At 68.2% G+C, this 22,492-nt stretch carries 22 protein-coding genes; 12 read left to right on the forward strand and 10 right to left on the reverse strand.

Annotation, left to right across the window (positions count from 1 at the left end; genetic code table 11):
• Positions 1-26 precede the first annotated feature (26 nt).
• The 3 genes from rsmI (at position 27) to gshB (ending at position 2,277) form a co-directional block, all read left to right on the forward strand.
• A complete protein-coding gene (rsmI, locus tag BYZ73_RS11325; protein ID WP_245943120.1) occupies positions 27-866 on the forward strand; it encodes a 16S rRNA (cytidine(1402)-2'-O)-methyltransferase in 840 nt (279 codons plus the stop codon).
• A gap of 16 nt (positions 867-882) precedes the next feature.
• The gene (locus BYZ73_RS11330; protein WP_112316034.1) at positions 883-1,236 is read left to right on the forward strand and encodes a YraN family protein; all 354 of its coding nucleotides are present in this window, start codon (positions 883-885) and stop codon (positions 1,234-1,236) included.
• 99 nt (positions 1,237-1,335) lie between these two features.
• The gene (gshB, locus tag BYZ73_RS11335) at positions 1,336-2,277 is read left to right on the forward strand and encodes a glutathione synthase (RefSeq protein ID WP_108027212.1); all 942 of its coding nucleotides are present in this window, start codon (positions 1,336-1,338) and stop codon (positions 2,275-2,277) included.
• 19 nt (positions 2,278-2,296) lie between these two features.
• On the opposite strand, the gene BYZ73_RS11340 is transcribed toward gshB, so the two are convergent.
• The 3 genes from BYZ73_RS11340 to BYZ73_RS11350 all read right to left on the reverse strand — a co-directional run bounded on the left by BYZ73_RS11340 (position 2,297) and on the right by BYZ73_RS11350 (position 5,300).
• A complete protein-coding gene (locus BYZ73_RS11340; RefSeq protein WP_112316035.1) occupies positions 2,297-2,749 on the reverse strand; it encodes a hypothetical protein in 453 nt (150 codons plus the stop codon).
• Positions 2,750-2,869: 120 nt separating this feature from the next.
• Positions 2,870-4,381, reverse strand: coding sequence for a YifB family Mg chelatase-like AAA ATPase (locus BYZ73_RS11345; protein WP_112316036.1), 1,512 nt, complete (start codon positions 4,379-4,381; stop codon positions 2,870-2,872).
• Between the two features lie 31 nt (positions 4,382-4,412).
• Entirely contained in the window at positions 4,413-5,300 is an 888-nt protein-coding gene (locus tag BYZ73_RS11350; RefSeq protein ID WP_112316037.1) for a glutathione S-transferase, read from the reverse strand.
• Between the two features lie 219 nt (positions 5,301-5,519).
• On the opposite strand from BYZ73_RS11350, the gene BYZ73_RS11355 reads away from it, so the two are divergent.
• From BYZ73_RS11355 to BYZ73_RS11375, 5 genes are all read left to right on the forward strand, one after another.
• Positions 5,520-6,398, forward strand: a complete 879-nt coding sequence (locus BYZ73_RS11355; protein ID WP_075786649.1) for an RNA polymerase factor sigma-32 — start codon at positions 5,520-5,522, stop codon at positions 6,396-6,398.
• Positions 6,395-7,213, forward strand: a complete 819-nt coding sequence (locus tag BYZ73_RS11360; RefSeq protein WP_245943121.1) for a ChaN family lipoprotein — start codon at positions 6,395-6,397, stop codon at positions 7,211-7,213. Before BYZ73_RS11355 ends, BYZ73_RS11360 begins: the two co-directional genes overlap by 4 nt.
• An 88-nt stretch (positions 7,214-7,301) precedes the next feature.
• Complete coding sequence (coaBC, locus tag BYZ73_RS11365) at positions 7,302-8,498, forward strand: bifunctional phosphopantothenoylcysteine decarboxylase/phosphopantothenate--cysteine ligase CoaBC (protein ID WP_112316038.1); 1,197 nt, start codon at positions 7,302-7,304, stop codon at positions 8,496-8,498.
• Positions 8,495-8,962, forward strand: coding sequence for a dUTP diphosphatase (dut, locus tag BYZ73_RS11370; protein ID WP_112316039.1), 468 nt, complete (start codon positions 8,495-8,497; stop codon positions 8,960-8,962). The genes coaBC and dut overlap by 4 nt, the downstream gene beginning before the upstream one ends.
• Positions 8,962-10,005 (forward strand): HesA/MoeB/ThiF family protein, encoded by a 1,044-nt coding sequence (locus BYZ73_RS11375; protein ID WP_108027205.1) that lies wholly within the window; start codon positions 8,962-8,964, stop codon positions 10,003-10,005. The genes dut and BYZ73_RS11375 overlap by 1 nt, the downstream gene beginning before the upstream one ends.
• Before the next feature lie 16 nt (positions 10,006-10,021).
• On the opposite strand, the gene BYZ73_RS11380 is transcribed toward BYZ73_RS11375, so the two are convergent.
• Positions 10,022-10,894 (reverse strand): cation diffusion facilitator family transporter, encoded by an 873-nt coding sequence (locus BYZ73_RS11380; protein WP_112316040.1) that lies wholly within the window; start codon positions 10,892-10,894, stop codon positions 10,022-10,024.
• A 60-nt stretch (positions 10,895-10,954) separates the two neighbouring features.
• Positions 10,955-11,476, reverse strand: coding sequence for an SH3 domain-containing protein (locus tag BYZ73_RS11385; RefSeq protein WP_112316041.1), 522 nt, complete (start codon positions 11,474-11,476; stop codon positions 10,955-10,957).
• A 96-nt stretch (positions 11,477-11,572) separates the two neighbouring features.
• Between BYZ73_RS11385 and BYZ73_RS11390 the strand changes: the two genes are divergently transcribed.
• The 4 genes from BYZ73_RS11390 (at position 11,573) to BYZ73_RS11405 (ending at position 18,091) form a co-directional block, all read left to right on the forward strand.
• On the forward strand, positions 11,573-12,559 hold the full coding sequence (locus BYZ73_RS11390) for a 2-hydroxyacid dehydrogenase (RefSeq protein ID WP_108027202.1): 987 nt from the start codon (positions 11,573-11,575) through the stop codon (positions 12,557-12,559).
• A 9-nt stretch (positions 12,560-12,568) separates the two neighbouring features.
• The gene (locus BYZ73_RS11395; protein ID WP_112316042.1) at positions 12,569-14,023 is read left to right on the forward strand and encodes a glycosyltransferase family 39 protein; all 1,455 of its coding nucleotides are present in this window, start codon (positions 12,569-12,571) and stop codon (positions 14,021-14,023) included.
• The gene (locus BYZ73_RS11400) at positions 14,020-15,483 is read left to right on the forward strand and encodes an ArnT family glycosyltransferase (RefSeq protein WP_181498026.1); all 1,464 of its coding nucleotides are present in this window, start codon (positions 14,020-14,022) and stop codon (positions 15,481-15,483) included. Before BYZ73_RS11395 ends, BYZ73_RS11400 begins: the two co-directional genes overlap by 4 nt.
• 118 nt (positions 15,484-15,601) lie before the next feature.
• Positions 15,602-18,091 (forward strand): GcvT family protein, encoded by a 2,490-nt coding sequence (locus BYZ73_RS11405; protein WP_112316044.1) that lies wholly within the window; start codon positions 15,602-15,604, stop codon positions 18,089-18,091.
• A 21-nt stretch (positions 18,092-18,112) separates the two neighbouring features.
• Here BYZ73_RS11405 and BYZ73_RS11410 read toward each other — a convergent pair whose 3' ends face one another.
• The 5 genes from BYZ73_RS11410 to BYZ73_RS11430 all read right to left on the reverse strand — a co-directional run bounded on the left by BYZ73_RS11410 (position 18,113) and on the right by BYZ73_RS11430 (position 22,443).
• Complete coding sequence (locus tag BYZ73_RS11410) at positions 18,113-18,556, reverse strand: EF-hand domain-containing protein (protein ID WP_181498027.1); 444 nt, start codon at positions 18,554-18,556, stop codon at positions 18,113-18,115.
• A 103-nt stretch (positions 18,557-18,659) separates the two neighbouring features.
• The gene (locus BYZ73_RS11415; protein ID WP_108027197.1) at positions 18,660-19,016 is read right to left on the reverse strand and encodes a carboxymuconolactone decarboxylase family protein; all 357 of its coding nucleotides are present in this window, start codon (positions 19,014-19,016) and stop codon (positions 18,660-18,662) included.
• Between the two features lie 74 nt (positions 19,017-19,090).
• On the reverse strand, positions 19,091-19,750 hold the full coding sequence (locus BYZ73_RS11420) for a DUF938 domain-containing protein (protein ID WP_112316046.1): 660 nt from the start codon (positions 19,748-19,750) through the stop codon (positions 19,091-19,093).
• The gene (locus BYZ73_RS11425; RefSeq protein WP_112316047.1) at positions 19,750-20,829 is read right to left on the reverse strand and encodes an NAD(P)/FAD-dependent oxidoreductase; all 1,080 of its coding nucleotides are present in this window, start codon (positions 20,827-20,829) and stop codon (positions 19,750-19,752) included. The genes BYZ73_RS11420 and BYZ73_RS11425 overlap by 1 nt, the downstream gene beginning before the upstream one ends.
• Positions 20,830-21,369: 540 nt before the next feature.
• Positions 21,370-22,443 carry a BMP family ABC transporter substrate-binding protein gene (locus BYZ73_RS11430; RefSeq protein ID WP_108027194.1) on the reverse strand — a complete coding sequence of 358 codons (1,074 nt, stop codon included), beginning with the start codon at positions 22,441-22,443 and terminating at the stop codon, positions 21,370-21,372.
• Positions 22,444-22,492 lie beyond the last annotated feature (49 nt).

The raw sequence follows: 22,492 nt of genomic DNA on the forward strand, positions 1-22,492 counted from the left end.
AATCCTTGGAAATCCTGCGCAATCCGTTGCCCCCGGGGCTTTATTTCGTCGCTACGCCGATCGGTGCCGCGCGCGATATCACGCTGAAAGCGCTGGATATTCTGGCTTCGGCCGATGTTCTTGCTGCCGAAGACACACGCACGGCGCGGCACCTGATGCAGATCCACGGGATTGCGCTGGGCGACCGGCCGCTGATCGCCTATCACGACCATTCGGCGCCGTCGGTTCGGGATGGCCTGGTCGGAATGGCGGCCTCTGGCAAGTCGGTCGCCTGCGTCAGCGAGGCGGGGACGCCGATGGTGTCGGACCCCGGCTTTCCGCTGGCGCGCGCCGCCATCGCGGCCGGGGTTGCGGTGCATGCCGCGCCCGGGCCCTCGGCGATGCTGGCGGCGCTGGTGGTGGCGGGGCTGCCGAGCGACAGGGTGCTTTTTGCCGGTTTTCCTCCCGCCCAGGCCGGAGCGCGCGCCCGGATGCTGGACGATCTCGCTTCGGTGCCAGCGACGCTGGTGTTCTACGAATCGCCCAGGCGCATTAGCCGACTGTTAGAGGAAATGGTGGTATCCCTCGGCCCGGATCGCGAGGCTGCGGTCTGTCGGGAACTGACCAAGCGGTTCGAGGAAATCTCGCGCGGCACGCTCGCGGACCTTGCCCAGGCCTTTGCCGGGCGCGAGGTCAAGGGCGAGATCGTGCTTGTGGTCGGGCGGGCTTTGCCACGCCAGGCCGAGGCCGCAGATCTTGAGGCCGCGCTTGACGAGGCTCTGGCGCGGCTCTCGGTCAAGGATGCGGTGGCCGAGGTTTCCGCGTCGCTGGACCTGCCCCGGCGGCAGGTCTATCGCGCAGCCCTCGACCGGGAGGCCAAGGCGTAGCTCTGGAGGGCGGATTGTGAGCGGAACTGTGTCTTATCATTCTGGGGTCTCGGCCGAAGATTGCGTTGCCCGCGGCTATGAACGGCGCGGCATGGCGATCGTGGCGCGCCGCTGGCGCGGTGGCGGCGGCGAGATCGATCTGATCGCGCGCGACGGCGACGGTCTCGTCTTCGTCGAGGTCAAGGCCAGCCGAAGCTTCGCTCGCGCGGCGGAGCGGATCACGCGGCGGCAGATGGTTCGGGTGATGACGGCCGCGCAGGAATTTCTGGCCGACGAGCCGAAGGGGCAACTCACCGATATTCGCTTTGATGTCGCTTTGGTGAACGGGATCGGCGAGGTCGATATTCTCGAGAACGCGTTCTGCGCCTAAGCGCGGTTGCAAATCCTTGGCGGCTCGGCCATCCAGAGCGGGCGCCGTGGCGCCCGCGCGACGGGCGGCGGTGGGGAAGGCCGGGCGAGGGAGCACCAGATGCCGTTGAAGGTTGCCATTCAGATGGACCCGATCGGGGCCGTCAATATCGACGCGGACAGCACGTTCCGGATTGCCGAAGAGGCGCAGGCACGCGGGCACAGCCTGTTCTACTATACTCCAGACCGGCTTTTCTGGAATGACGGGCGCGTCATGGCGCGGGGCTGGCCGCTGGAGGTCCGCCGGGTGCGGGGTGATCATTTCACACTGGGGCCGGAGCAGGAGGTCGATCTTGGCGCCTATGATGTCGTCTGGCTGCGGCAGGACCCGCCCTTCGATATGGGCTACATCACCACAACGCATCTTCTGGAACATCTGGCGCCTGGCACCCTCGTCGTGAACGACCCGTTCTGGGTGCGCAATTTTCCGGAAAAGCTTCTGGTTCTTCGTTTTCCAGAGCTTATCCCCCCGACCGTGATCGCCCGCGATCTGGCAACGCTGCGGGCCTTCAAGGACCTGCACGGAGACATCATCCTCAAGCCGCTTTATGGCAATGGCGGGGCCGGGATCTTCCGGCTCGACCCCGACGATCGCAACCTGGCCTCGTTGCATGAGCTTTTCTCGGGATTAAGCCGCGAGCCGCTGATCGCGCAGAAATTCCTGCCTGCGGTTCGCAAGGGCGACAAGCGCGTCATTCTGGTCGACGGCGCGCCAGTCGGAGCCATCAACCGGGTCCCGGCCGAGGGCGAGACCCGGTCGAACATGCATGTGGGGGGCCGTGCCGAACGGGCGGATCTGACGCCCCGCGATCTGGAGATCTGTGCCGCCATCGGCCCGACGCTGAAGGAGGCCGGTCAGGTTTTCGTGGGTATTGACGTGATCGGCGATCATCTGACCGAGATCAACGTGACCTCGCCCACCGGCATCCAGGAGCTGGAGCGCTTCGACAAGGTCAATATCGCCGCCCGGATCTGGGAGGCGATCGAGGCGAAGCGGGGCTGAACCCCGCATCGCCTGCCTTTCACTTCTGGACTTCGCCGGTGACGATCTGCCGGAAGAATTTCGCGACCGGACCGTCCGAGCCGGAGCCCTGGCGTGCGGTCCAGGGCCGGTGCGAGGTGCTGCCGCCTTTCGGGTCGGTCCCGACATCGGTTTCGCTTTTGCTGAGAAGCGGCAGCCCCAGGGCGGCCGAGAACGGCGTCGGATTGTCGGTCATCAGCTCGAGGTCGGAGCGGCGCCCGCTGAGCAGCGGCCAGCCGAACCGGCTGGAAAACGGGGTGGGGCTGTCGGTCATCAGCTCGGTCGACGAGCCCTGTTTCTGGCTCAGCAATGGCAGGTTCAGCGCGTCTGACAGCGGGTGATCGCGGACCTTGTCCAGCTCGACATCGGGTTTGCGATTGCTCAGCAGCGGCCAGCCGAACCGGCTCGACAGCGGGGTGGGGTTGTCGGTCATGAGGCCATGTCTGTCGGTCATCGTGACATCCTTCCTTCGATGTTTGCAGGTTCGACCGAGTCAACAACCCGGGTGCCGCAGGGTTCCTGCAAATGCCACGATCAAGGGATCGTGACCCTTGGCGCAAGCATCGGCGGCCCTCTAGCTGTCGCCGACGGCCAGACGAAAGCCGACGGCCTCGGCGACATGGGGCCGCGCAACCTGCTGGGCGCCGTCGAGATCGGCGATGGTCCGGGCGACGCGCAACACGCGATGATAGCCGCGCGCGGTCAGCCGGAACCGCTCTGCCGCCCGCAAAAGCAGCGCGCGCCCGTCGGCATCGGGCGTTGCGATCTCGTCGAGCAGCGCTCCCTCTGCCTCGGCGTTCACTCGCACCCGGGGATGCGCCTCGAAACGCGCGGTTTGCCGGGCGCGGGCGGTGGCGACCCGGGCCGCCACGGTGGCAGAGCTTTCGCCCGAAGCGGGCAGGTCGAGGTCGCGGAACGCGACCGGCGGCACCTCGACGCGCAGGTCGAACCGGTCCATCAGCGGACCCGAGATCCGGCCAAGGTAGTCCTCGCCGCACTGGGGCACGCGGGCGCAGGCTCGGGACGGGTCGGCGAGATAGCCGCATTTGCAGGGGTTTGCCGCCGCGACCAGCAGGAAGCGGCAGGGATAGCGCGTATGGGCATTGGCGCGGGCGATCACGACCTCACCGGTCTCGATCGGCTGGCGCAGCGTGTCCAGCACCTGACGCGGAAATTCGGGAAACTCGTCCATGAACAGCACGCCGTTATGGGCCAGACTGATTTCACCCGGTCCGGCACCGCGCCCGCCGCCCACAATGGCGGCCACTGACGCGGTGTGATGCGGGTCGCGAAACGGGCGCTGGCGCGAGATGCCGCCCTCGTCCAGCAGGCCCGCCAGCGAATGGATCATCGAGGTTTCAAGCGCCTCTGTCGGCGACAGCGGCGGCAGAAGGCCCGGGATCCGCGCGGCCAGCATCGACTTGCCCGAGCCGGGTTCGCCGACCAGAAGCAGGTGATGTCGGCCCGCCGCGGCGATCTCGAGCGCGCGCTTGGCGCGTTCCTGGCCCTTGACCTCGGCCAGATCGAGCGTCGGCGCGTCCGGCTGGACCTCGCCCGGTTCGGCCGGGGCCAGAGGGGCCTGGCCGGTGAAGTGGCGCACCACCGAGGCGAGGTCGGGCGCGGCCAGCACCTGGGTCGCGCCGACCCAGGCCGCCTCGGCGCCGCAGGCGCGCGGACATAAAAGCGCCCGGTCGGCTTCGGCGGCGGCCATCGCCGCGGGCAGCGCCCCGATCACCGGCACCAGCCGCCCGTCGAGCGACAGCTCGCCCAGGGCCACCACCCCTTCGGCCATGTCGCGGGGGATGACCTCGAGCGCGGCCAGCAGCGCCACTGCGATGGGCAGGTCGAAATGCGACCCCACTTTCGGCAGATCGGCGGGCGAGAGATTGACCGTGATCCGCTTCGAAGGCAGCGCCACGCCCATTGCCGTCAGCGCCGCGCGCAGCCGGTCGCGGGCCTCGCTGACCGCCTTGTCGGGGAGGCCCACCACTGAAAAGGCGGGAAGCCCGGGGGCGACCGCGCATTGCACCTCGACGATCTGTGCCTCGATGCCGTCGAAAGCCACCGTATAGGCCCGGGCCACCATCTCGCGTTCTCCGGTCTGAACCGGAAAACGGCTACGCCTGCTTGGTTACCGAATGGTAAATGGCGCTGACTTCGGGGAAGGCTTCGGGGTCGTTCGCGGCCTTGTCGCGGCAGCGCGCGTTGCAAAAGCCGATCACCACACCTTGCGTCTTGAGGAAATGAGTCGGCGGCTGGCCCGAGAACGGGCAGGCCGCGTTGACCGAGGGGCCGGAGGCAATGGCGCGGGCGGCGACCGGTTCGGGGCCGGGCCAGGGCAGGCGCGGCAGATCCATCGCATAGGGCTCGGGGTCGTAGCCGACGGTCATCCCCTCGGCGCGCCAGCGGCGGAAGGCCGGGTCCGCCAGATGCTGCGCCACGTAATTGGCGGCGGCATCGCCCACCGGCAGCCCATAGGCCGCGATCCTTGCCGCGACCGGGGCGTAGAAGGCATCGGCCAGCGAATAGCGCCCGAAAAGCCAGGGTCCGCCGGCGCCGAACCGGGCATGGGCCTCGGCCCAGATCGCCTGCAGGCGGTCGAGTTCGGCCAGCACCTCGGGCGGGGCCAGGAAGCCGTCATAGGAATGCGACAGCACCATCGGACAGCGCGACCGCAGCGCGGGAAAGCCCGAATGCATCTCGGCCGCCAGCCAGCGCGCGCGCATCCGCGCGGCCGCGTCCTCGGGCCAGAGCCCGGCCCCGGGATGGCGTTCGGCCAGGGTCTCGGCGATGGCCATCGTGTCGCTCAGCGGCTCGCCCTCTGGGGTCAGAAGCGCGGGCACCAGATGCGCGGGCGCGGCCGGAGCCAGGTCGCGGCGCATGGTGCCGGTGTAAAGCCCGACCTCGGCAATCCGGTGGGGCAGGCCGAATTTCTCCAGCATCAGCCAGCCGCGCAGGGACCAGCTGGAATAGGTCCGGTCGCCGATGAAAAGCGTATATGTCATGGACTGAGGCTAGCCTCCGTGCGCGTCCGGAGAAAGCGCATTTTCGTGATCGTTCCGATACCGGCGCGCGGTGTCAGGACGGAACCGCTGAATATGTGCGTATATGCACACATGCATCGCGCGAATATTTCGATTCGTTCAAGCTCTTGTGTGATCCGGAACCGGATCGGCGCAGTATAGTTTAGGTAACGATAAAACTCTGTCTGACGGGAATTTGGCATGGCATTTGATGGATTCGATGCGAACACGCTGTCGCGTCAGGCGATGAAGGCGGAGCTTCTGGACGCCGAGACCGAACTGAAGCTTGCCTATGCCTGGCGCGACGAACGTGACGAGGCAGCCCTTCACCGCCTGATCACGGCCTATATGCGGCTGGCGATCTCGATGGCGGCAAAATTCAAGCGTTACGGCGCGCCGATGAACGACCTGATCCAGGAGGCGAGCCTTGGCCTGATGAAGGCGGCCGACAAGTTCGACCCTGACCGGGGCGTGCGCTTTTCGACCTATGCGGTCTGGTGGATCAAGGCCTCGATCCAGGACTACGTGATGCGGAACTGGTCGATGGTCCGGACCGGGTCGACCTCCAGCCAGAAATCGCTGTTCTTCAACATGCGCCGGGTCCAGGCCCGGCTGGAACGCGAGGCGGCGGGCCGGGGCGAGACGCTCGACCGGCACCAGTTGCGCCAGATGATCGCCTCCGAGGTCGGCGTGCCCTTGCAGGATGTCGAGATGATGGAGGGGCGGCTGTCGGGGTCCGATTTCTCGCTGAACGCCTCGCAATCGACCGATGAAGAGGGGCGCGAATGGATCGAGACCATCGAGGATGACAGCGCACAGGCGGCCGAACTGGTGGAGGAGGGGCGCGACAGGGCGCAACTGCGCGGCTGGCTGGTGCATGCCATGGGCCAGCTGAACGACCGCGAACGCTTCATCGTCAAGGAACGCAAGCTGCGCGACGACCCCCGCACGCTGGAAAGCCTCGGCAACGAGCTTGGCCTGTCCAAAGAGCGGGTGCGTCAGCTAGAGGCCGCGGCCTTCGGCAAGATGCGCAAGAGCCTTGAAGCCCAGTCGCCCGAGGTGCTTCACTTCCTCGCGTGAGACATGTTGCAAGAATCGCCGCGCTGGCCGCGGCCCTGACCGCCCCTGCCGCCGGAGCCGAGGAAATCGGCCCGGCGGCTTTGTCCTCGCTGCCTGCCGCCGATGTGGTGGTGCTGGGCGAGACCCATGACAACCCCGACCAGCATGCCAATCAGGCTGCGGCCGTCAGGGCGCTGGCGCCGAAGGCTCTGGTCTTCGAGATGCTGACGCCGGACCAGGCTGCGAAGGTGACGCCGGGGCTTCGTCTCGACGGCGTGGCGCTGGGCCAGGCGCTGGGTTGGGAAGCATCGGGCTGGCCCGATTTCGCGATGTATTTCCCGATTTTCTCGGCCGCGCCCGAGGCAAGGGTCTATGGCGCGGCATTGCCGCGCGACGAGGTCCGCCGGGCCGTGACCGAAGGGGCGGCCGCCGTCTTCGGGGCCGATGCCGCGACCTATGGTCTGACCGACCCGCTGCCCGAGGCCGAGCGCGAAGAACGGATCAACGATCAGCGCGAGGCCCATTGCAACGCGCTTCCCGACCATCTTCTGCCCGGCATGGTCGAGGCACAGCGGCTGCGCGATGCCGCGCTGGCCCGGGCCGCGCGGCAGGCGCTGGACGACACCGGCGGGCCGGTCGCGGTGATCGCGGGCAACGGCCATGCCCGGATCGACTGGGGCCTGCCCGCGGCCTTTGCCCGGGTTGCCGAGGGCGCCCGGCTGATCTCTGTCGGTCAGCTCGAGGGGGCCGCGACGGGCACTCCGCCCTATGACTACTGGCTGGTCACGGGGGCGGCCGAACGCGGCGAGCCCTGCACCGCGCTGACCGGCGGCTAGGGCTGGCAGCGGCGCTTGTCTCGGCCCCGTCCGGGGCCTAAGACTGTCTTTCCAAGGGGTTCTGGCAAGAGGTTGACGGGCGGGCGGCATGGTTTCCGGCAAACGCATTCTACTGATCGTCGCGGGGGGCATCGCCGCCTACAAGACGCTCGATCTGATCCGCCGCCTGCGCGAACGGGGCGCGGCGGTCACCCCGGTGATGACGCAGGCGGCCGAACGCTTCGTGACGCCGTTGTCGGTCTCGGCGCTGGCGGGCGAGGCGGTGCATCGCGACCTCTTCGATCTGACCCGCGAGGCCGAGATGGGGCATATCCAGCTGTCGCGTTCGGCCGATCTGGTGGTGGTGGCGCCGGCGACCGCGAACCTGATGGCGAAGATGGCGGGCGGGCTTGCTGACGATCTGGCCTCGACCCTGCTGCTGGCGACCGACACGCCCGTTTTGGTCGCGCCCGCGATGAATGTGCGGATGTGGACCCATCCCGCGACCCGGCGCAATCTGGGGGTGCTGCAATCGGACGGTATCCGCGTCGTCGGGCCCAATGAGGGCGACATGGCCTGCGGCGAATACGGGCCGGGGCGGATGGCCGAGGTGCCCGAGATCCTCGCCGCGATCGAGGCCGCGCTGGGCGCGGGGCCGCTTGCCGGGCGCCGCATCGTCGTGACTTCGGGACCGACGCATGAACCGATTGATCCGGTCCGCTATATCGCCAACCGGTCCTCGGGGGCGCAGGGCACGGCGCTGGCCCGGGCGCTGGCGACGCTGGGCGCCGAGGTGGTTTTCGTGACCGGCCCGGCCGCGGTGCCGCCGCCCCAGGGTGTCGAGATCGTTCGGGTCGAGACCGCGCGCGAGATGCTGGCCGCTGTCGAAGCCGCACTTCCGGCCGATGCCGCCGTCTGCGCCGCCGCTGTCGCCGACTGGCATGTCGCCAATGCCGCCGATCAGAAGATGAAGAAGGACGGATCGGGCCGGGCGCCGGTTCTGGATTTCGCCGAAAACCCGGACATTCTGGCCCGCATCGCCCGGCGGGCCGAAGACCGGCCGCGTCTCGTGGTGGGCTTTGCCGCTGAAACCCATGATGTCGTGGCCCATGCCGAGGCCAAGCGCGCGCGCAAGGGCTGCGACTGGATCGTTGCCAATGACGTCTCGCCCGCGACCGGCATCATGGGGGGCGCCGAGAACGAGGTGACCCTGATTACCGGCTCGGGCGCCGAGGCCTGGCCGCGTCTGTCGAAGGACGAGGTCGCCCAGCGGCTCGCCCGCCGGATCGCCGAGGCGCTGGCATGAGCCCGCGTCTTGAGATCGTCTGGGAAGACTGGGCCGACCGCAGCCTGCCGCTGCCTGCCTATCAGACCGCGGGCTCGGCCGGGGCCGACATTCGCGCGAACCTGCCGCCCGAAGATCGCGAGGCCGGGCTGACGCTGGCGCCGATGGAGCGCCGGATCGTGCCCACAGGCTTCCGGATGGCCTTTCCCGCCGGGTTCGAGGTGCAGATCCGCCCGCGCTCGGGGCTGGCGCTAAAGCACGGGATCACGCTTCCGAATACGCCCGGCACCATCGACAGCGACTATCGCGGGCCGCTTGGCGTGCTGCTGGTCAATTTCGGGGGCGAACCCTACACCATCCGCCATGGCGACCGGATTGCGCAGATGATCGTGGCGCCGGTGGTGCAGGCGGTCTTCGAGGTGGTCGAGGCGCTGGACGAGACCGTTCGCGGCGAGGGCGGGTTCGGGTCGACGGGGCGCGGCTGATGGGACTGGTGCTGGGAATTGCGCTGGTGCTCTGGTCGCTGGGGATGATCCTCCGCATCTCGCGCCAGGGGCGCTGGGGCATGATCGGGGGGCTGTATGCGGGCGTCCTGATCCTGCAACTCGCCATGCCCGCGAGCCATCCGCTGCGCCAGGCCATCGGCGGCACGCCCGAGGGATGGGCGGCGCTTGGGGTCCTGGCGCTTTTGGTCGTGGCCTATCGCGGCGTGCTGGGTGCACTCAAGCGGCGTGTGGCCCGCGAGGTCGTGCCGATGGCCCCCCAAGGCCCGCTGCGGCCGGTCGAACTGGACCGTTATGCCCGTCACATCATGCTGCGCGAAATCGGCGGGCCGGGCCAGCGCAAGCTGAAAGAGGCGCGGGTTCTGGTGATCGGCGCCGGTGGGCTCGGCTCGCCCGCGCTGCTGTATCTGGGGGCGGCCGGGGTCGGGACCATCGGCATTGTCGATCCCGACGAGGTGGATCTTTCGAACCTTCAGCGTCAGGTGATCCATACCGATACGCGGCTGGGCATGCCCAAGGTCTTTTCCGCGCAAAAGGCCATTCTGGCTCAGAATCCCTTTGTCACCGTGCGTCCCTACAAGCGGCGTCTGGACGAAGAGACAGCTGCGGCGCTCTTTCCCGATTACGATCTGATCCTCGACGGCACCGACAATTTCGAAACGCGTTATCTGGTCAACCGGATGGCCGCGCGTCTGGGCAAGCCGCTGATCGCCGGCGCCATCGCCCAGTGGGAAGGCCAGATCAGCCTTTACGACCCGGCGCACGGGACGCCCTGCTATCAATGCATCTTCCCCGAGGCGCCTGCGCCCGGTCTTGCCCCCACCTGCGCCGAGGCGGGCGTCGTTGGGGCGCTTCCGGGGGTCGTGGGTGCGATGATGGCTGTCGAGGCGATCAAGTTCGTGACCGGCGCGGGCGAGGGGCTTGGCGGGCGAATGCTGATCTATGACGCGCTTTACGGCGAGACCCGGACCATCGCGCTCCACCGCCGCGCCGACTGCCCGGTCTGCGGCGCACCCCGTCCCTGAGGGCGCACCTTAAAGCTCAGCGCACCGGGTCGAAGTGGATGATCACATCCGCGACCGGAAACTCTGCAAGGATCGCGTGTTTCAGCCGGGCGCCGATGGCATGGGCATCGTTCAGGCTTTGCGCGCCATCAAGCTCGATATGCAGGTTCACGAAAAGGCGCGGGCCCGACCGGCGGGTCTTGAGGTCGTGAAAGCCCCGCACGCCCGCGCAGGCCTTGGCCAGCGCCTCGATCCGCGCGATGGTTTCGGGCGGCGCGGCGCGGTCCATCAGCGCGTCCCACGCCCCCTTGCCGATCCCCAGCGCGCCGACCGCCAGCATCCCCGCGGCGGCCAGCGCGACCACCGCGTCGATGCGCACCAGCCCCAGGTTGGCCGAGGCCCAAAGCGCGAAGATCGCCCCGATATTCGGCAGCAGATCGCCCAGATAATGCAGCGAGTCGGCAGCCACCACTCGGTTTCCGGTCCGCCGCGCGACCCAGCGCTGGTACAGCACCAGCATCGCCGTCAGCGCGATCGACAGCGCCATCACGACGATCCCGGGTCCTTCCTGCGACAGCGGTTCGGGATCGGCATCGAGAAGCCGGGTCATGGCGGCAAAGGCAATGATGCTGGCCGAGGCCAGGACGAACACCGCCTGTCCCAGCGCAGCCAGATCCTCGGCTGCGCTGTGGCCGAAGGCATGATCGTCGTCCGGCGGCCGCGCGGCATAGAAGATCGCGGCCAGCGCGCCCAGCGACACCATCAGATCGAGCGCGCTGTCCGCGAGCGAGGCCGCGATCGACAGCGCCCCGGTCTGGCCCAGCGCCCAGAGCTTCAGCGCGACAAGCGTGATCGCGGTCGCGACAGAGGCGACCCCGGCAGAGAGGTTCAGGCGGGAGGTCTTGGGCATGGCGGCGGGCTCGACAGGGTGCGGCCCCCGCTTATCAGCAGAGCGCCCGGCGGGGCAAGGTCACTCGCGGATCTCGTCGGCGTCCACGCCCCAGATCGCGGTCTTGGGCACCCAGCCCGACGCGCCGTCGGCGCTGATCCGGCACCAGTCGATACTGCATTCTCCCAGCCGGGCGATCACCCCGGCTTCGGCCTTCGCCAGCACTTCGGCCTCCGGGCGGGGCGCGCGCAGAAGCGGCAGCATGTCCTGATCGACGATCACCGTGCGGACGCCCGACAGCAGCGAATAATGCACCCAGCCGCCCGCGCCGTCGCGGTCGCGCACCTGCCGCCAATGGCCGAATTCCGCCGTGATCTGCAAGGGCACGCCGCGTCTTGTGTAAACCCAGTCGATCCGGTGGCTGAGGCTCGGGCCGCGCCGCACATTGCCCTCGGCCGCCTTCAGCGAGACATAGCGCGGCAGCGGCAGATTGGTCACCCGCCCGCGCTCTTCGGCCAGGACGGGACCCGTCGAGGTGAGCGCGCCGATCAGAAACAAAAGGGAAATCGCCAGAAATGCGCGTCCGCGCAGTCGTGCCCGCATAACGTCCTGCCAGCTGGTTTCGGGGTCTTGTGCCGCGCCCCGATCTCGGACAGTTTGCCACTGACGCCAAGGGATGAAAAGCAGGGAGGCTCTGGGATGCCCGCACAACGTCTCAGTGTGGTTGTGACGCGACGGTTGCCCGAGGCGGTCGAGACCCGGATGAAGGAGCTTTTCGACGTCGAGCTGAACGAGGCCGATGTCAAGCTCACCCGCGAACAGCTGGTCGATGCGATGCGCCGCGCCGATGTGCTGGTGCCCTGCGTGACCGACGTGATCGACCAGTCGATGCTGGCCCAGGCCGGGGACCGGCTGAAACTGATCGCGAATTACGGCGCCGGGGTAGACCATCTGGATGTACAGACCGCCCGCCAGCGCGGGATTCTGGTGTCGAACACGCCCGGCGTGGTGACCGAGGATACCGCGGACATGACGCTGGCGCTGATGCTGGCGGTCACGCGCCGAATCCCCGAGGGGCTGCATGTGATGCAGGCGGGCGACTGGCACGGGTGGGCACCCACGGCCTTCATGGGCGGGCGGATCGGCGGCCGGCGGCTGGGGATTCTCGGGATGGGGCGGATCGGGCAGGCGGTCGCGCGACGCGCCCGCGCCTTCGGCATGCAGATCCACTATCACAACCGCAAGCGCCTGCGCCCCGAGATCGAGCAGGAATTCGAGGCGACCTATTGGGACAGCCTCGACCAGATGGTCAGCCGGATGGACGTGATCAGTGTGAATTGTCCGCATACGCCCTCGACCTTCCATCTGATGAATGCGCGACGGCTCAAGCTGATGAAGAAGGACGCGGTGATCGTGAACACCTCGCGGGGCGAGGTCATCGACGAGAACGCGCTGACCCGGATGCTGCGCGCGGGCGAGATCGCGGGCGCCGGACTTGATGTTTTCGAACATGGGCACGAGATCAACCCGCGCCTGCGCGAGCTGCCCAATGTGGTTCTTCTGCCGCATATGGGGTCCGCCACGATCGAGGGGCGCAGTGAGATGGGCGAAAAGGTCATCATCAATATCAAGACCTTCGCCGATGGGCACCGGCCGCCGGATCTGGTCGTGCCGAGCATGCTCTAGGCGCACGCGATGTCCGGGACCGCTGGCAGGACCGCGACCGCGATTTTCCTTTTCGCGATTACCGCCTATTTCGCGCTGCAAGTCGTGCTGCGTCTGGTGCTGGGCGGCGCCTACGAGACCGACGAGGCGGAAATGCTGGTCATGACGCCCGGTCTGCGCCTGGGCTACGGGCCGCAGCTGCCCTTGTACAACTGGTTGCAGCTTGGCCTTTTCGACCTTCTGGGCCGGTCCCTGGCAGCGCTGTCCCTGCTCAAGAACGGGCTTCTCTGGCTGACCTTTCTTCTGGTCTTCCTCGGGGTCCGGCTGTGGCGGCCGGCCGGCGTCGCCGCGTTGGGCGCGCTGTCGCTGTTTCTCGTGCCCGACATCGCCTGGGAGGCGCAGCGGGCGACCACCCATTCCAACATGCTGATCGCGACCTCGGCTGCGACGCTGGCGGCCTTTCTCTGGGCGATGCGGAGCGGCGGCTGGCCCGCCTGGATCGCGCTGGGCCTTGCCGTGGGGCTTGGGGGGCTGTCGAAATACAACTTCTTCCTGGTCCCGGTCGGCCTTCTGGTGGCGGGCCTCACGCTGGCCCCGTTTCGCGCCCGGATCCTGACCCGCCGGGCCCTGATCGTGCCCGCCATCGCCGCGGCCATTCTGGCCGGGCCCTATGGCTGGATGGTGCAGAATCGCGACCTTGCGTTTTCCTCGGTCGGCAAGCTGCGGCTTGAAACCGACGGCGCCCGCGCGGCGCTGCCCGACGGGCTGGTGATGCTTCCGGGCGGCATGCTGTCGCTTCTGGCCCTGCCGCTTCTGGTGGCGGCGCTGGCCTGGGCCTTCGGGCGTCGGCGGGCCGAGCCGGACCCGGTCGGGCCGCTGCCTGCGCTGTTGCTGCGGGCGGGCGCCGTCGTGGCCGTGTTGATGGCCTTGGGCGTCTGGCTTGCGCAGGCGGGCACGGTCACGGCGCGCTGGCTGCTGCCTCTGGCCTTCCTCGCCGCGCCGGGCCTCTTTCTGGCGCTTGCGCCCCGGATCGGCCCGGCCGCGCGGCGGGGCATATTCGCTGCCGCGGCGGTCTTTGCCGTTCTGGTCTGCGCGGGCCTGACCTATGACCGCTTCAAGGAGGGCGCGCGGCGCGACGTCGATTTCACTGGCCTGCCTGCGCATCTGGCCGCGATCGAGGGCGCCGAGGGCGTGCCGGTCATCGCCGAATTCTACACCGCCGGAAACCTTGCCGCCGCCGAGCCGGACCGGCGCATCGCGCCTTACCTGCCCGTCGCGGCGCACCGCTTTGCGGGCGGACCGGTGCTGTTTCTGATGCGCGAGACCGTGCCGCGCGACCTTGCGGCCGGGCTGGCCCAGGCCGGATGGCCGCCGGGTACCGAACCGGAGGTGCTGGCCGAGGGCGACTTCACGTTGCCGTATCGCCATTCCGAAGCCGAAATGCCCTTCCGCTATGTCCTTGCCAGAACGCCCGACCTGCCATGACCGCCGCCCCCGCGACTGACACCCGGACCGCCACGCTGTTCCTGCTGGCGCTTGCCGCCTATTTCGCAGCGCAGGTTGGGCTGCGCCTGTGGCTGGGGGGCAGTTTCGAGGGTGACGAGGCCGAGATGGTCGTGCTGTCGCGGGACTGGCACTTTGCCTACGGCTCGCAACCGCCGCTTTATAACTGGTACCAGACCGTCTTCTTCGACCTGTTCGGCGTGAACACGCTGGGTCTGGTGCTGGCAAAGAACCTTCTGCTGTTCGGCACTTATGCGACGGCTTTCCTCGCGCTGCGTCCGGTCGGGGGCACGCGCGCCGCGATGGCGGGCGCGCTTGCGCTCGGTCTGATCCCGAACCTTGCCTGGTGGTCGCAGCGGACCGGATCGCACAGCATCGCGCTGGCTTTCACCACGGTTCTGACGGTCGCGACCTTTCTGTGGCTGCTACGCCGCCCGGGCACGCGTGGCTTTCTGCTGTTCGGCCTCGCCGTCGGGCTGGGCGGGCTTGCCAAGCCCAATTTCTGGATCGTGCCGCCCGCGTTGATCCTGGCGGGGTTCAGCATGGCGGCGGTCCGTCCGGTGCTGAGGGACCGGCGGCTCTGGCTGACGGCGGCGGTGGCGCTGGCCGTGGCCAGTCTGCCCTATGCCGCGATGCTGGCCGATCCGCTGGCAGCCTTCTCCGACCTGTGGGAGTTCCGCGCGGGCGCCGGCGGGCCCGAACAGGCGATGTGGCCCGCAGGTCTAGGCTATCTGGGGCGGTCGGTGCTGATCGAGTCGATCCCGGCCCTGCTGGCCGTCGGGCTTGCGCTGGGGCTGGGCGGGACCGCGGCGCGGCGCAGCCTGAAAACCCCGCCCGAGGCACAGCTTCTGGCCCGGGCGGCGCTGATCGGTCTTGCGCTGACCGCGATCGGCGTGGTGGCGACCGATACCGGCTTCGTGCGGTCGCGCTGGCTGATGCCGCTGTTCATCCTCGGGCTGCCGCCCCTGATGATGACGGTTTTCGGCAATGCCCCGGCCCGTGTCTGGCGCAATTTCCTGCGCGCCATGGCGGGCCTTGCGCTGCTGATCCTCGCGGCCATTGCCGATACCCGCCTGCGCGGCGCCGGAAGCGACTCGCTTCGGGTCGATCTGCTTGCCGGGACCATCGCCGAGACGATGCCGGACCGGCCGGTCCTGCTGGGGCCGCACTACTATACCGGAAACCTCCTGCTGCACCTGCCGGACTGGGAGGCCTTCCCACCCTTCCCGACGCGGCGTCTGGCCGAGCCGCGGGGTCGGGTGCTGGTGGTCGTCGACCGCAAGGGCGTGCCGGGCATTCTGGGCCTGCTGCAGGAGCAGGGCTATCCCGAAGAGACGCTGCCCGAGCCGGTGCTGACTCGCGACATCCTCGTGCCCTACCGCTTCGACGATGGGACGCCGCGCGAGATGGTGGTGACCCTTTTCGACTTTGGCCCCGCGTAAGAGTGAACTCGCGCAGCCCGGCGTCGGTTTCCGTCCATTTCGGGTCGGATGGCCCCCGCCGCGCCGCCAGAATCCTGCCTAACTGAGGGAAACGAGCGGCAAGCAGGAGACTCGGCCGATGAAGACTCATGTCAAAGCCCTGGTCGTCGGCGGCGGCGCTGTCGGCACCTCGATTGCATATCATCTGGCCAGGGCGGGCTGGGATACCATGCTTCTGGAACGGGACGAGCTGACCTCGGGCTCGACCTGGCATGCGGCCGGGCTTTTGCCCTATTTCAACATGTCCTTCGCGACGACCCATATCCACGACTACTCGATCAAGTTCTACAAGACGCTCGAGGCCGAGACCGGGCTGAACCCCGGCTTCAGCGTGGTGGGCAACCTGCGCATGGCGCAGACCCAGGCGCGGATGGACGAATACAGGCTTTACGCCACCACCGCCGAGACCTGTGGCGTGCCCTATGAATGGCTGAGCCCGGCGCAGCTGAAAGAGCGTTGGCCGCTGATGCGCTGCGACGATCTGATCGGCGCGATCTACCATCCAACCGACGGCTACATCAATCCGGCCGACGTGACCCAGGCCATGGCCAAGGGCGCGCGGCAGCTCGGCGCGGTGATCGAGCGGAAATGGCAGGTCGACGCCTACGACTGGACCGGGTCCGAATGGCGGGTGACGGTCACGAAGATGGCCGAAAAGGGCGGCAACCTCGTGCCGACCGAGGAACAGACGGTCATCACCGCCGAACATGTGGTCACCGCCACCGGCAACCATGCGCAGCGGACGGCGCGGCTTCTGGGCCTCAAGATCCCGGCGATTCCGGTCGAGCACCAGTATATCGTGACCGAGCCCGACCCGGCGCTGGTCGCGTGGCGCAAGGCCGGCAACCCCGAACACCCGGTTCTGCGCGATGCCGATGCCAAATGGTACGTGCGCGAGGAACGCGGCGGCTGGATCCTCGGCCCCTATGAGCGCAACGCGCCTGCGCGGTTCGCCTATGGCTGCCCCGACAGCTTCCGCGCCGATCTTTTCCCGCTCGATCTGGAACGGATCGAGGAGGAATACATGTCGATGATCCACCGGCTGCCAAGCTCGGAAACGGTGGGGCTGAAGGACGATTTCAACGGCCCGATCTGCTATACCCCCGACGGCAACCCGCTGCTGGGGCCGGCGCCGGGCCTTCGCAACATGTGGCTGGCCGAGGGCTTTTCCTTCGGGATCACCGCCGCGGGCGGGTCGGGCCATTACCTCGCCCAGCTGATGACCGAGGGCGAGGCCGAGATCGACATGGGCTCGCTCGATCCCAAGCGCTACGGGTCCTGGATGACCACGGACTATGCCGTCGCCAAGAACGAGGAGGCGTATGAGCATGTCTATATCCTGCACCATCCCGACGAGGAACGCCCGGCCGCGCGGCCGCTGAGGACCGCGCCCTGTTACGACCGGATGAAGGCGCTGGGCGCGCAGTTCGGGCAGGTGCAGGGCTGGGAACGGCCCAACTACTTCGCCCCCGAAGGCTTTGACGATCATGCCGCGCGCAGCTTCCGCCGGGGCGGCTGGTGGCAATATGCCGAGGCCGAGGCGCGGGCGATCCGCGAGACGGCCGGGCTGATCGACGCCACGGCCTTTGCCAAGCATATCGTGCGCGGGCCCGGGGCGACGGCGTTCCTGGACTGGTTCACCTGCAACAAGCTGCCCAAGATCGGCCGTGTCAACCTGACCTATGCGCTGAGCAGCGCGGGCACCGTCCGAACCGAATACACCATCGTCCGTCAGGCCGAGGACGTCTATTACCTGGTCTCGGCCGGGGCCTGGCACGCCTATGACGAGGATTTCCTGCTGAAGGCGGCCGAGGACAAGGCGGCCGAGTTCGGCCCGGTGATCGTCGAGGACGTGACCACGCGCTATGGGGTCTTTGCGCTGGCGGGACCCAATGCGCGGGCGATCCTGGCCGGGCTGATCCGCGACGCCGACCCGGCGACGGCACTGTCGAACAAGCGCTTCCCCTGGCTGTCGGCGCGGCAGATCGAACTGGGCATGGTCCCGGTCAACGCCCTGCGCGTGGCCTATACGGGCGAGCTGGGCTGGGAGCTGCATCATCCGATCGAGATGCAGAACCACCTGTTCGACCGGCTGATGGAGGCAGGCGCCGCGCAGGGGCTGAAACCCGTGGGCGCGCGGGCGCAGAACTGGCTTCGGCAAGAGAAGAGCTATCGCGCCTTCGGCACCGAGCTCGGGCGCGATGCCACACCGCTCGAGGCCGGGCTCGACCGTTTCGTCGATCTGTCGAAGGACTTCCACGGCAAGGCGGCTATGGAGGCGACGGGCCTCCGCTCGAAATGCGTCACGCTGCTGATCGACGGGCCGGAGGATGCCGATCCCTGGGGCCGCGAGGCGCTTTATGACGGCGAGACCCGGGTCGGGCGGCTGACCTCGGGCGGCTGGTCGGTCGCCTTCGGCAAGTCCATCGGCATGGGCTATGTGCGGCCCGACCTGGCGGTGCCGGGCACCCGGCTGAGCGTCAGGATGTTCGATGCACTCTGGGCGGTCGAGGTCGTCGAGGACAGCCCCCACGACCCGACCAATGCGCGGATCCGGGCGGACGGCTGAGCCGCCCGCCTTCCCCACCGGTCAGCGGGCGGACACGTCCCAAAGCGTGAGCCGCCCGTCGCCATCGCGGTCGTGCATTGCAAGCCATTCATTGGCCGCCATGCGGAATTCCGACAGGTCGATGACTCCGTTGCCGTCGATATCGTTGCGCATCAGCTTCTGGCCCTTGACGACGACCTTGCGCTCATAGGCCTCTTCGCCGCGGAAATAGGCCAGCGGACCGCGGGCACGGTCGAAGGCCGCGGCTTCGGTCGCGTCGAGATGGCCGTCGCCATTGGTATCGAAGGCCGCGAAGATGCGGCGGGCCTGGCTTTGCAGCTCATGGCGGTTGATGGTGCCGCTGCGGTCGGCGTCCCATTTCTCGTAGAGTATGGGCGCGCGCTGGGTGTCCGCGCCAGCGGACCCGGCGGCAAGGGCAAGGGCGAAGCCCGAAAGGGCAAGGGCGGAACGGATGGGGCGGCGCATCGGAGGACTCCTTGGATCGCGGTATCCCAGAGGTAGTCGCATCCGCGGCCTGCGGCAACTGCAACCGGGGCAGGGCGCCCGGAGGCGCCCGATGCCCCTCGGCCTATTCGGCGGCGGCTGCCTTTTCCTCGGTCAGCTGGTCGTAGCATTCCATCGCTTCGGCCGCGTACATCATGGCCGGGCCGCCGCCCATCTGGATCGCCATCGCCAGCACGTCGCCGACCTCTTCGCGGGTGGCACCAACGCGCACCAGGGCCTCCATGTGCAGCACGATGCAGGCCTGACAGCGCTGGGTGACCGCGATGCCGAGCGCGATGAATTCCTTGGTCTTGAAGTCAAGCTCGCCGCCTTCCTTGACGGCCTTGCCGAGCGCCCCGAAGGCCTTGGTCTGCTCGGGAAGGGCCTTGTTCAGGCGGCGCAGCTGGTCCTTGGTTCCATCGCGTTTGGCGGTCCAGTCCATATCGGTCTCCTTTGGTCCGAAGCTGAGTCGGAGATGCGTTTTACCTTGCCCTAATTATAGGTTTCGTTGCGCGTTCACAGGGGCTGGCGGAAAATTATCGTCAGATTATTGGCCGGCATGGAAATTTGTGCCTCAGGTTGCAGTCCGGCGGCGGCGCCCCAGCCGGTCACGTCGGCCACCGTCTTGTAGCCGATCTCGGCGTCCTGGGCGGTCAGGCTGGCATGGAAGGCGGCATCCCCGGGGCTGGCGAAGCCGGTCGCGCGCAGGAAGGGCCCGTAGATCGCCAGAACGCCGCCGGGGGTTAGCGCCCGGGCCGCCTCGGCGATCAGGGTTTCAGCCTCGGCCGCGCTGACAAGATGCAGGATGTTGCTGACGAAGATCAGGTCCTGCCCGGCATGGGCCGCGCCCCAGCCCGGCCGGCAGGCATCAAGCGCGATCGCCGGGCGCAGGTTCGGCAGGGCCGCCTCGGCCGCCCAGGCGTCGATCGAGGCGCGGCGCGCCGGGTCGATCTCGGTCGGCTGCCAGATGAGGCCGGGCAGGCGGGCGGCAAAACGCACGGCATGTTCGCCGGTGCCCGAGGCCAGTTCCAGCACACGCCCGCGAGGCGGGGCCAGGGTTTCCAGAACCGCGCAGATTGCGTCTGCGTTGCGCAAGGCCGAGGGCGCGCTGAGCCGCCCGCCCATGCCCGGCGTCGCGACCGAGGCGCTGTCGGGCAGGTCCAGCCGCCGGGGCATCAGCAGAACCGGGCCGGGCTGAAGGTCGCCTCGAGCATGCGCCGAAGCTCCGAGGCGCGGCCGCCCAGGATGTCGGCGGCCAGTTCGCTGGCGGCGGGCGAGGTCTGCATCCCGACCCCGCCCTGACCCGCATGCCAGAAGAAGGCCGGATCGCGCGGATCGAAGCCGATCACCAGCAGGCGGTCGGGCGCGAAGGTGCGCAGGCCCGCCCAGCTGGTTTCGACCCGGGTCACCGGCGCGGTCACCATCTCTTCGTAACGCGCCAGCCCCTCGGCCAGCACCATGTCGTCGGCGAAGGCATCATGGGGCGCCATCGGGTCTTCCTCGGCGGGCGAGACCAGAAGCTTGCCGGCCTCGGGCTTGCAGTACCAGCGTTCGCCCGCGCCGAGGATCATCGGCCATCGGCGCGGGTCCTGACCGGCGGGGGCGGGCAACTGGGCCATGGACCGGCGCATCGGGGTAAAGCCCAGGGGCGCCAGCCCGGCCATCCGGGCCACCTCGTCGACCCAGGCGCCGGCGGCATTGATTAGGATGCGGCCTTCGACAGTCTCGCCGCCTGCGGTGATCTGCCAGCCGGTCTCGACCCGCGCGATGGCGGTGACCTTGCGCCCGGTCTCGATCCGGCCGCCATGGCTGCGGATCTGGCGGGCGAAGCCTTGCAGCAGCCGGTCGGTGTCGATGTCCCAGGCACGCTCGGTGATCCCGGCGAAGGCGACGCGGGCAGGATCGAGGATCGGGACGATCTCTTGTGCTTCTTCGGGCGTCAGCGCGCGCAGGTCCATGTGGCGGCGGTCGGCCTCGAAGGCGGCACCGTCACCCGCCCGGCCGACGACCATCAGGCCCCGGGGCGACAGCACGCCGCCATCGGCGGTCTGGTGATAGCTGTGCCCGGCCCGGTTCAGCGCGACGATCGGGGGTGCGCCCAGGCATTCGTCGAACAGCGCCGCCGAGCGGCCCGAGGTGTGATAGCCAAGCGCCTTTTCGGTTTCGAACAGCGCGACCCGGCCCAGAGGCGCGAGCCGCGCCCCGACCGATACCCCGGCGATGCCGCCGCCGATGACGATGAAATCCGTATCCATGGCGCGAGATAAGCACAAGCGCGCGGCAGAGGGAAACCCCCGCCGCGCGCCGCTCCGGAGGCGGCGGGTGCACGCGATCATGCAGCAATCGCGCGCGGGCGCATGTCTCTCGGACTGCCCGGCAGGTACCACCCTTCCGGGCCGCCAGAGGACCGGCGCCGCAGGAGGCAGTGCCGCCTCAGAGTTCGGTCGGTTGCCCGCGGTTCCGGTCCGTGGACAGAGCGGACATCTCTGCGGAGCTGTGCCCGCAGGGAATATCCTTTTTCGCGGTGAGGGCAGTCGGGGGACGATCCCACCCGTCGCGCCGGAGCAAAAGCCCCGGGCGACTGGCCCCACAAATAGCTTACGTTGCGGAAACTAGCAGATTCGGCTGCGGTTTTGAAACAATATGCGACGCCTTTCGCACGAAGCTGCCGTAGGGCCGGATTGGGCCCGGACGGCACGGCCAGAGGCCCGGTTTGGGCGCAGGTGCGCGGGTGCCTCGACATGCGAAGGGCCCGCGCGCGGGCCCTTGCGTCGTCCGGCTGCGGGTCGACCGGGTTATTTCGGGACTTCGCCGCTCAGCCCTTCGACGTAGAAGTTGAGACCGGCCAGCGTGCCGTCATCGGCCACTTCGCCCTCGGCCAGCCAGACGCTGCCGTCCTGCTTGTTCAGCGGCCCGGTGAAGGGGTGGTAGGCGCCGCTGGAAATCGACTCTTCCAGCGCGATCGCCTCGTCGCGGATCTCGGCCGGGACCGCGTCCGAAATCTCGCCGATCTTGACCATCCCCGAGGCGATGCCGCCCCAGGTGTCCTTGCTTTCCCAGGTGCCGTCCATCACCGCCTGCACGCGCTCGATGTAATAGGGCGCCCAGTTGTCGATGATCGACGAGATCCGGGGCTTCGGCGCATATTCGGCCATGTCGGCGGCCTGACCGAAGGTGTAGACATTGCCCGCCTTCTCGGCGGCGGCATGGGGCGCGGTCGAGTCGGTGTGCTGCAGGATCACGTCGGCGCCCTGGTTGATCAGCGCGGTGGCCGCGTCGGCCTCCTTGGCCGGGTCGAACCAGGTATTGGCCCAGACCACCTTGAACTGCACGTCGGGGTTGACCTTGCGGGCGTGGATGAAGGCCGAGTCGATGCCCCGGATCACCTCGGGGATCGGGAAGGACCCGATATATCCGATCACGTTCGACTGGGTCATCCGGCCCGCCAGCAGGCCCTGCACCGCGCGGCCTTCATAGAAGCGGGCCGAATAGGTCGACACGTTCTCGGCGCGCTTGTAGCCGGTGGCGTGCTCGAATTTCACCTTCGGAAACTTCTTGGCCACGTTGATCGTCGGGTCCATGAAGCCGAAGGAGGTCGCAAAGACGATGTCGCAGCCCGACAGCGCCATCTGGGTCAGCGCGCGTTCGGTATCGGCGCCCTCGGGCACGCTTTCCTGTTCCACCAACTCGATGGCATCGCCGAAATGCTCTTTCATCACCATCGCGGATTCGTGGTGGTGCTGGCTCCAGCCGCCATCGTTGACGGGGCCGACATAGATGAAGCCGACCTTGACCTTGTCCTGGGCGAAAGCGGTTCCGGCAAGGCCCAGGGCCAGAGCACTGGTGGCAAGGAATGTTCTGCGTTTCATGGGGTCTCTGTCTCCGATACGTGTCCGGGGCGCGTGGCGGCCCCGTCGG

It is taken from the genome of Rhodovulum viride, assembly GCF_003265965.1.
GTDB classification, from domain to species: Bacteria; Pseudomonadota; Alphaproteobacteria; order Rhodobacterales; family Rhodobacteraceae; genus Rhodovulum; species Rhodovulum kholense.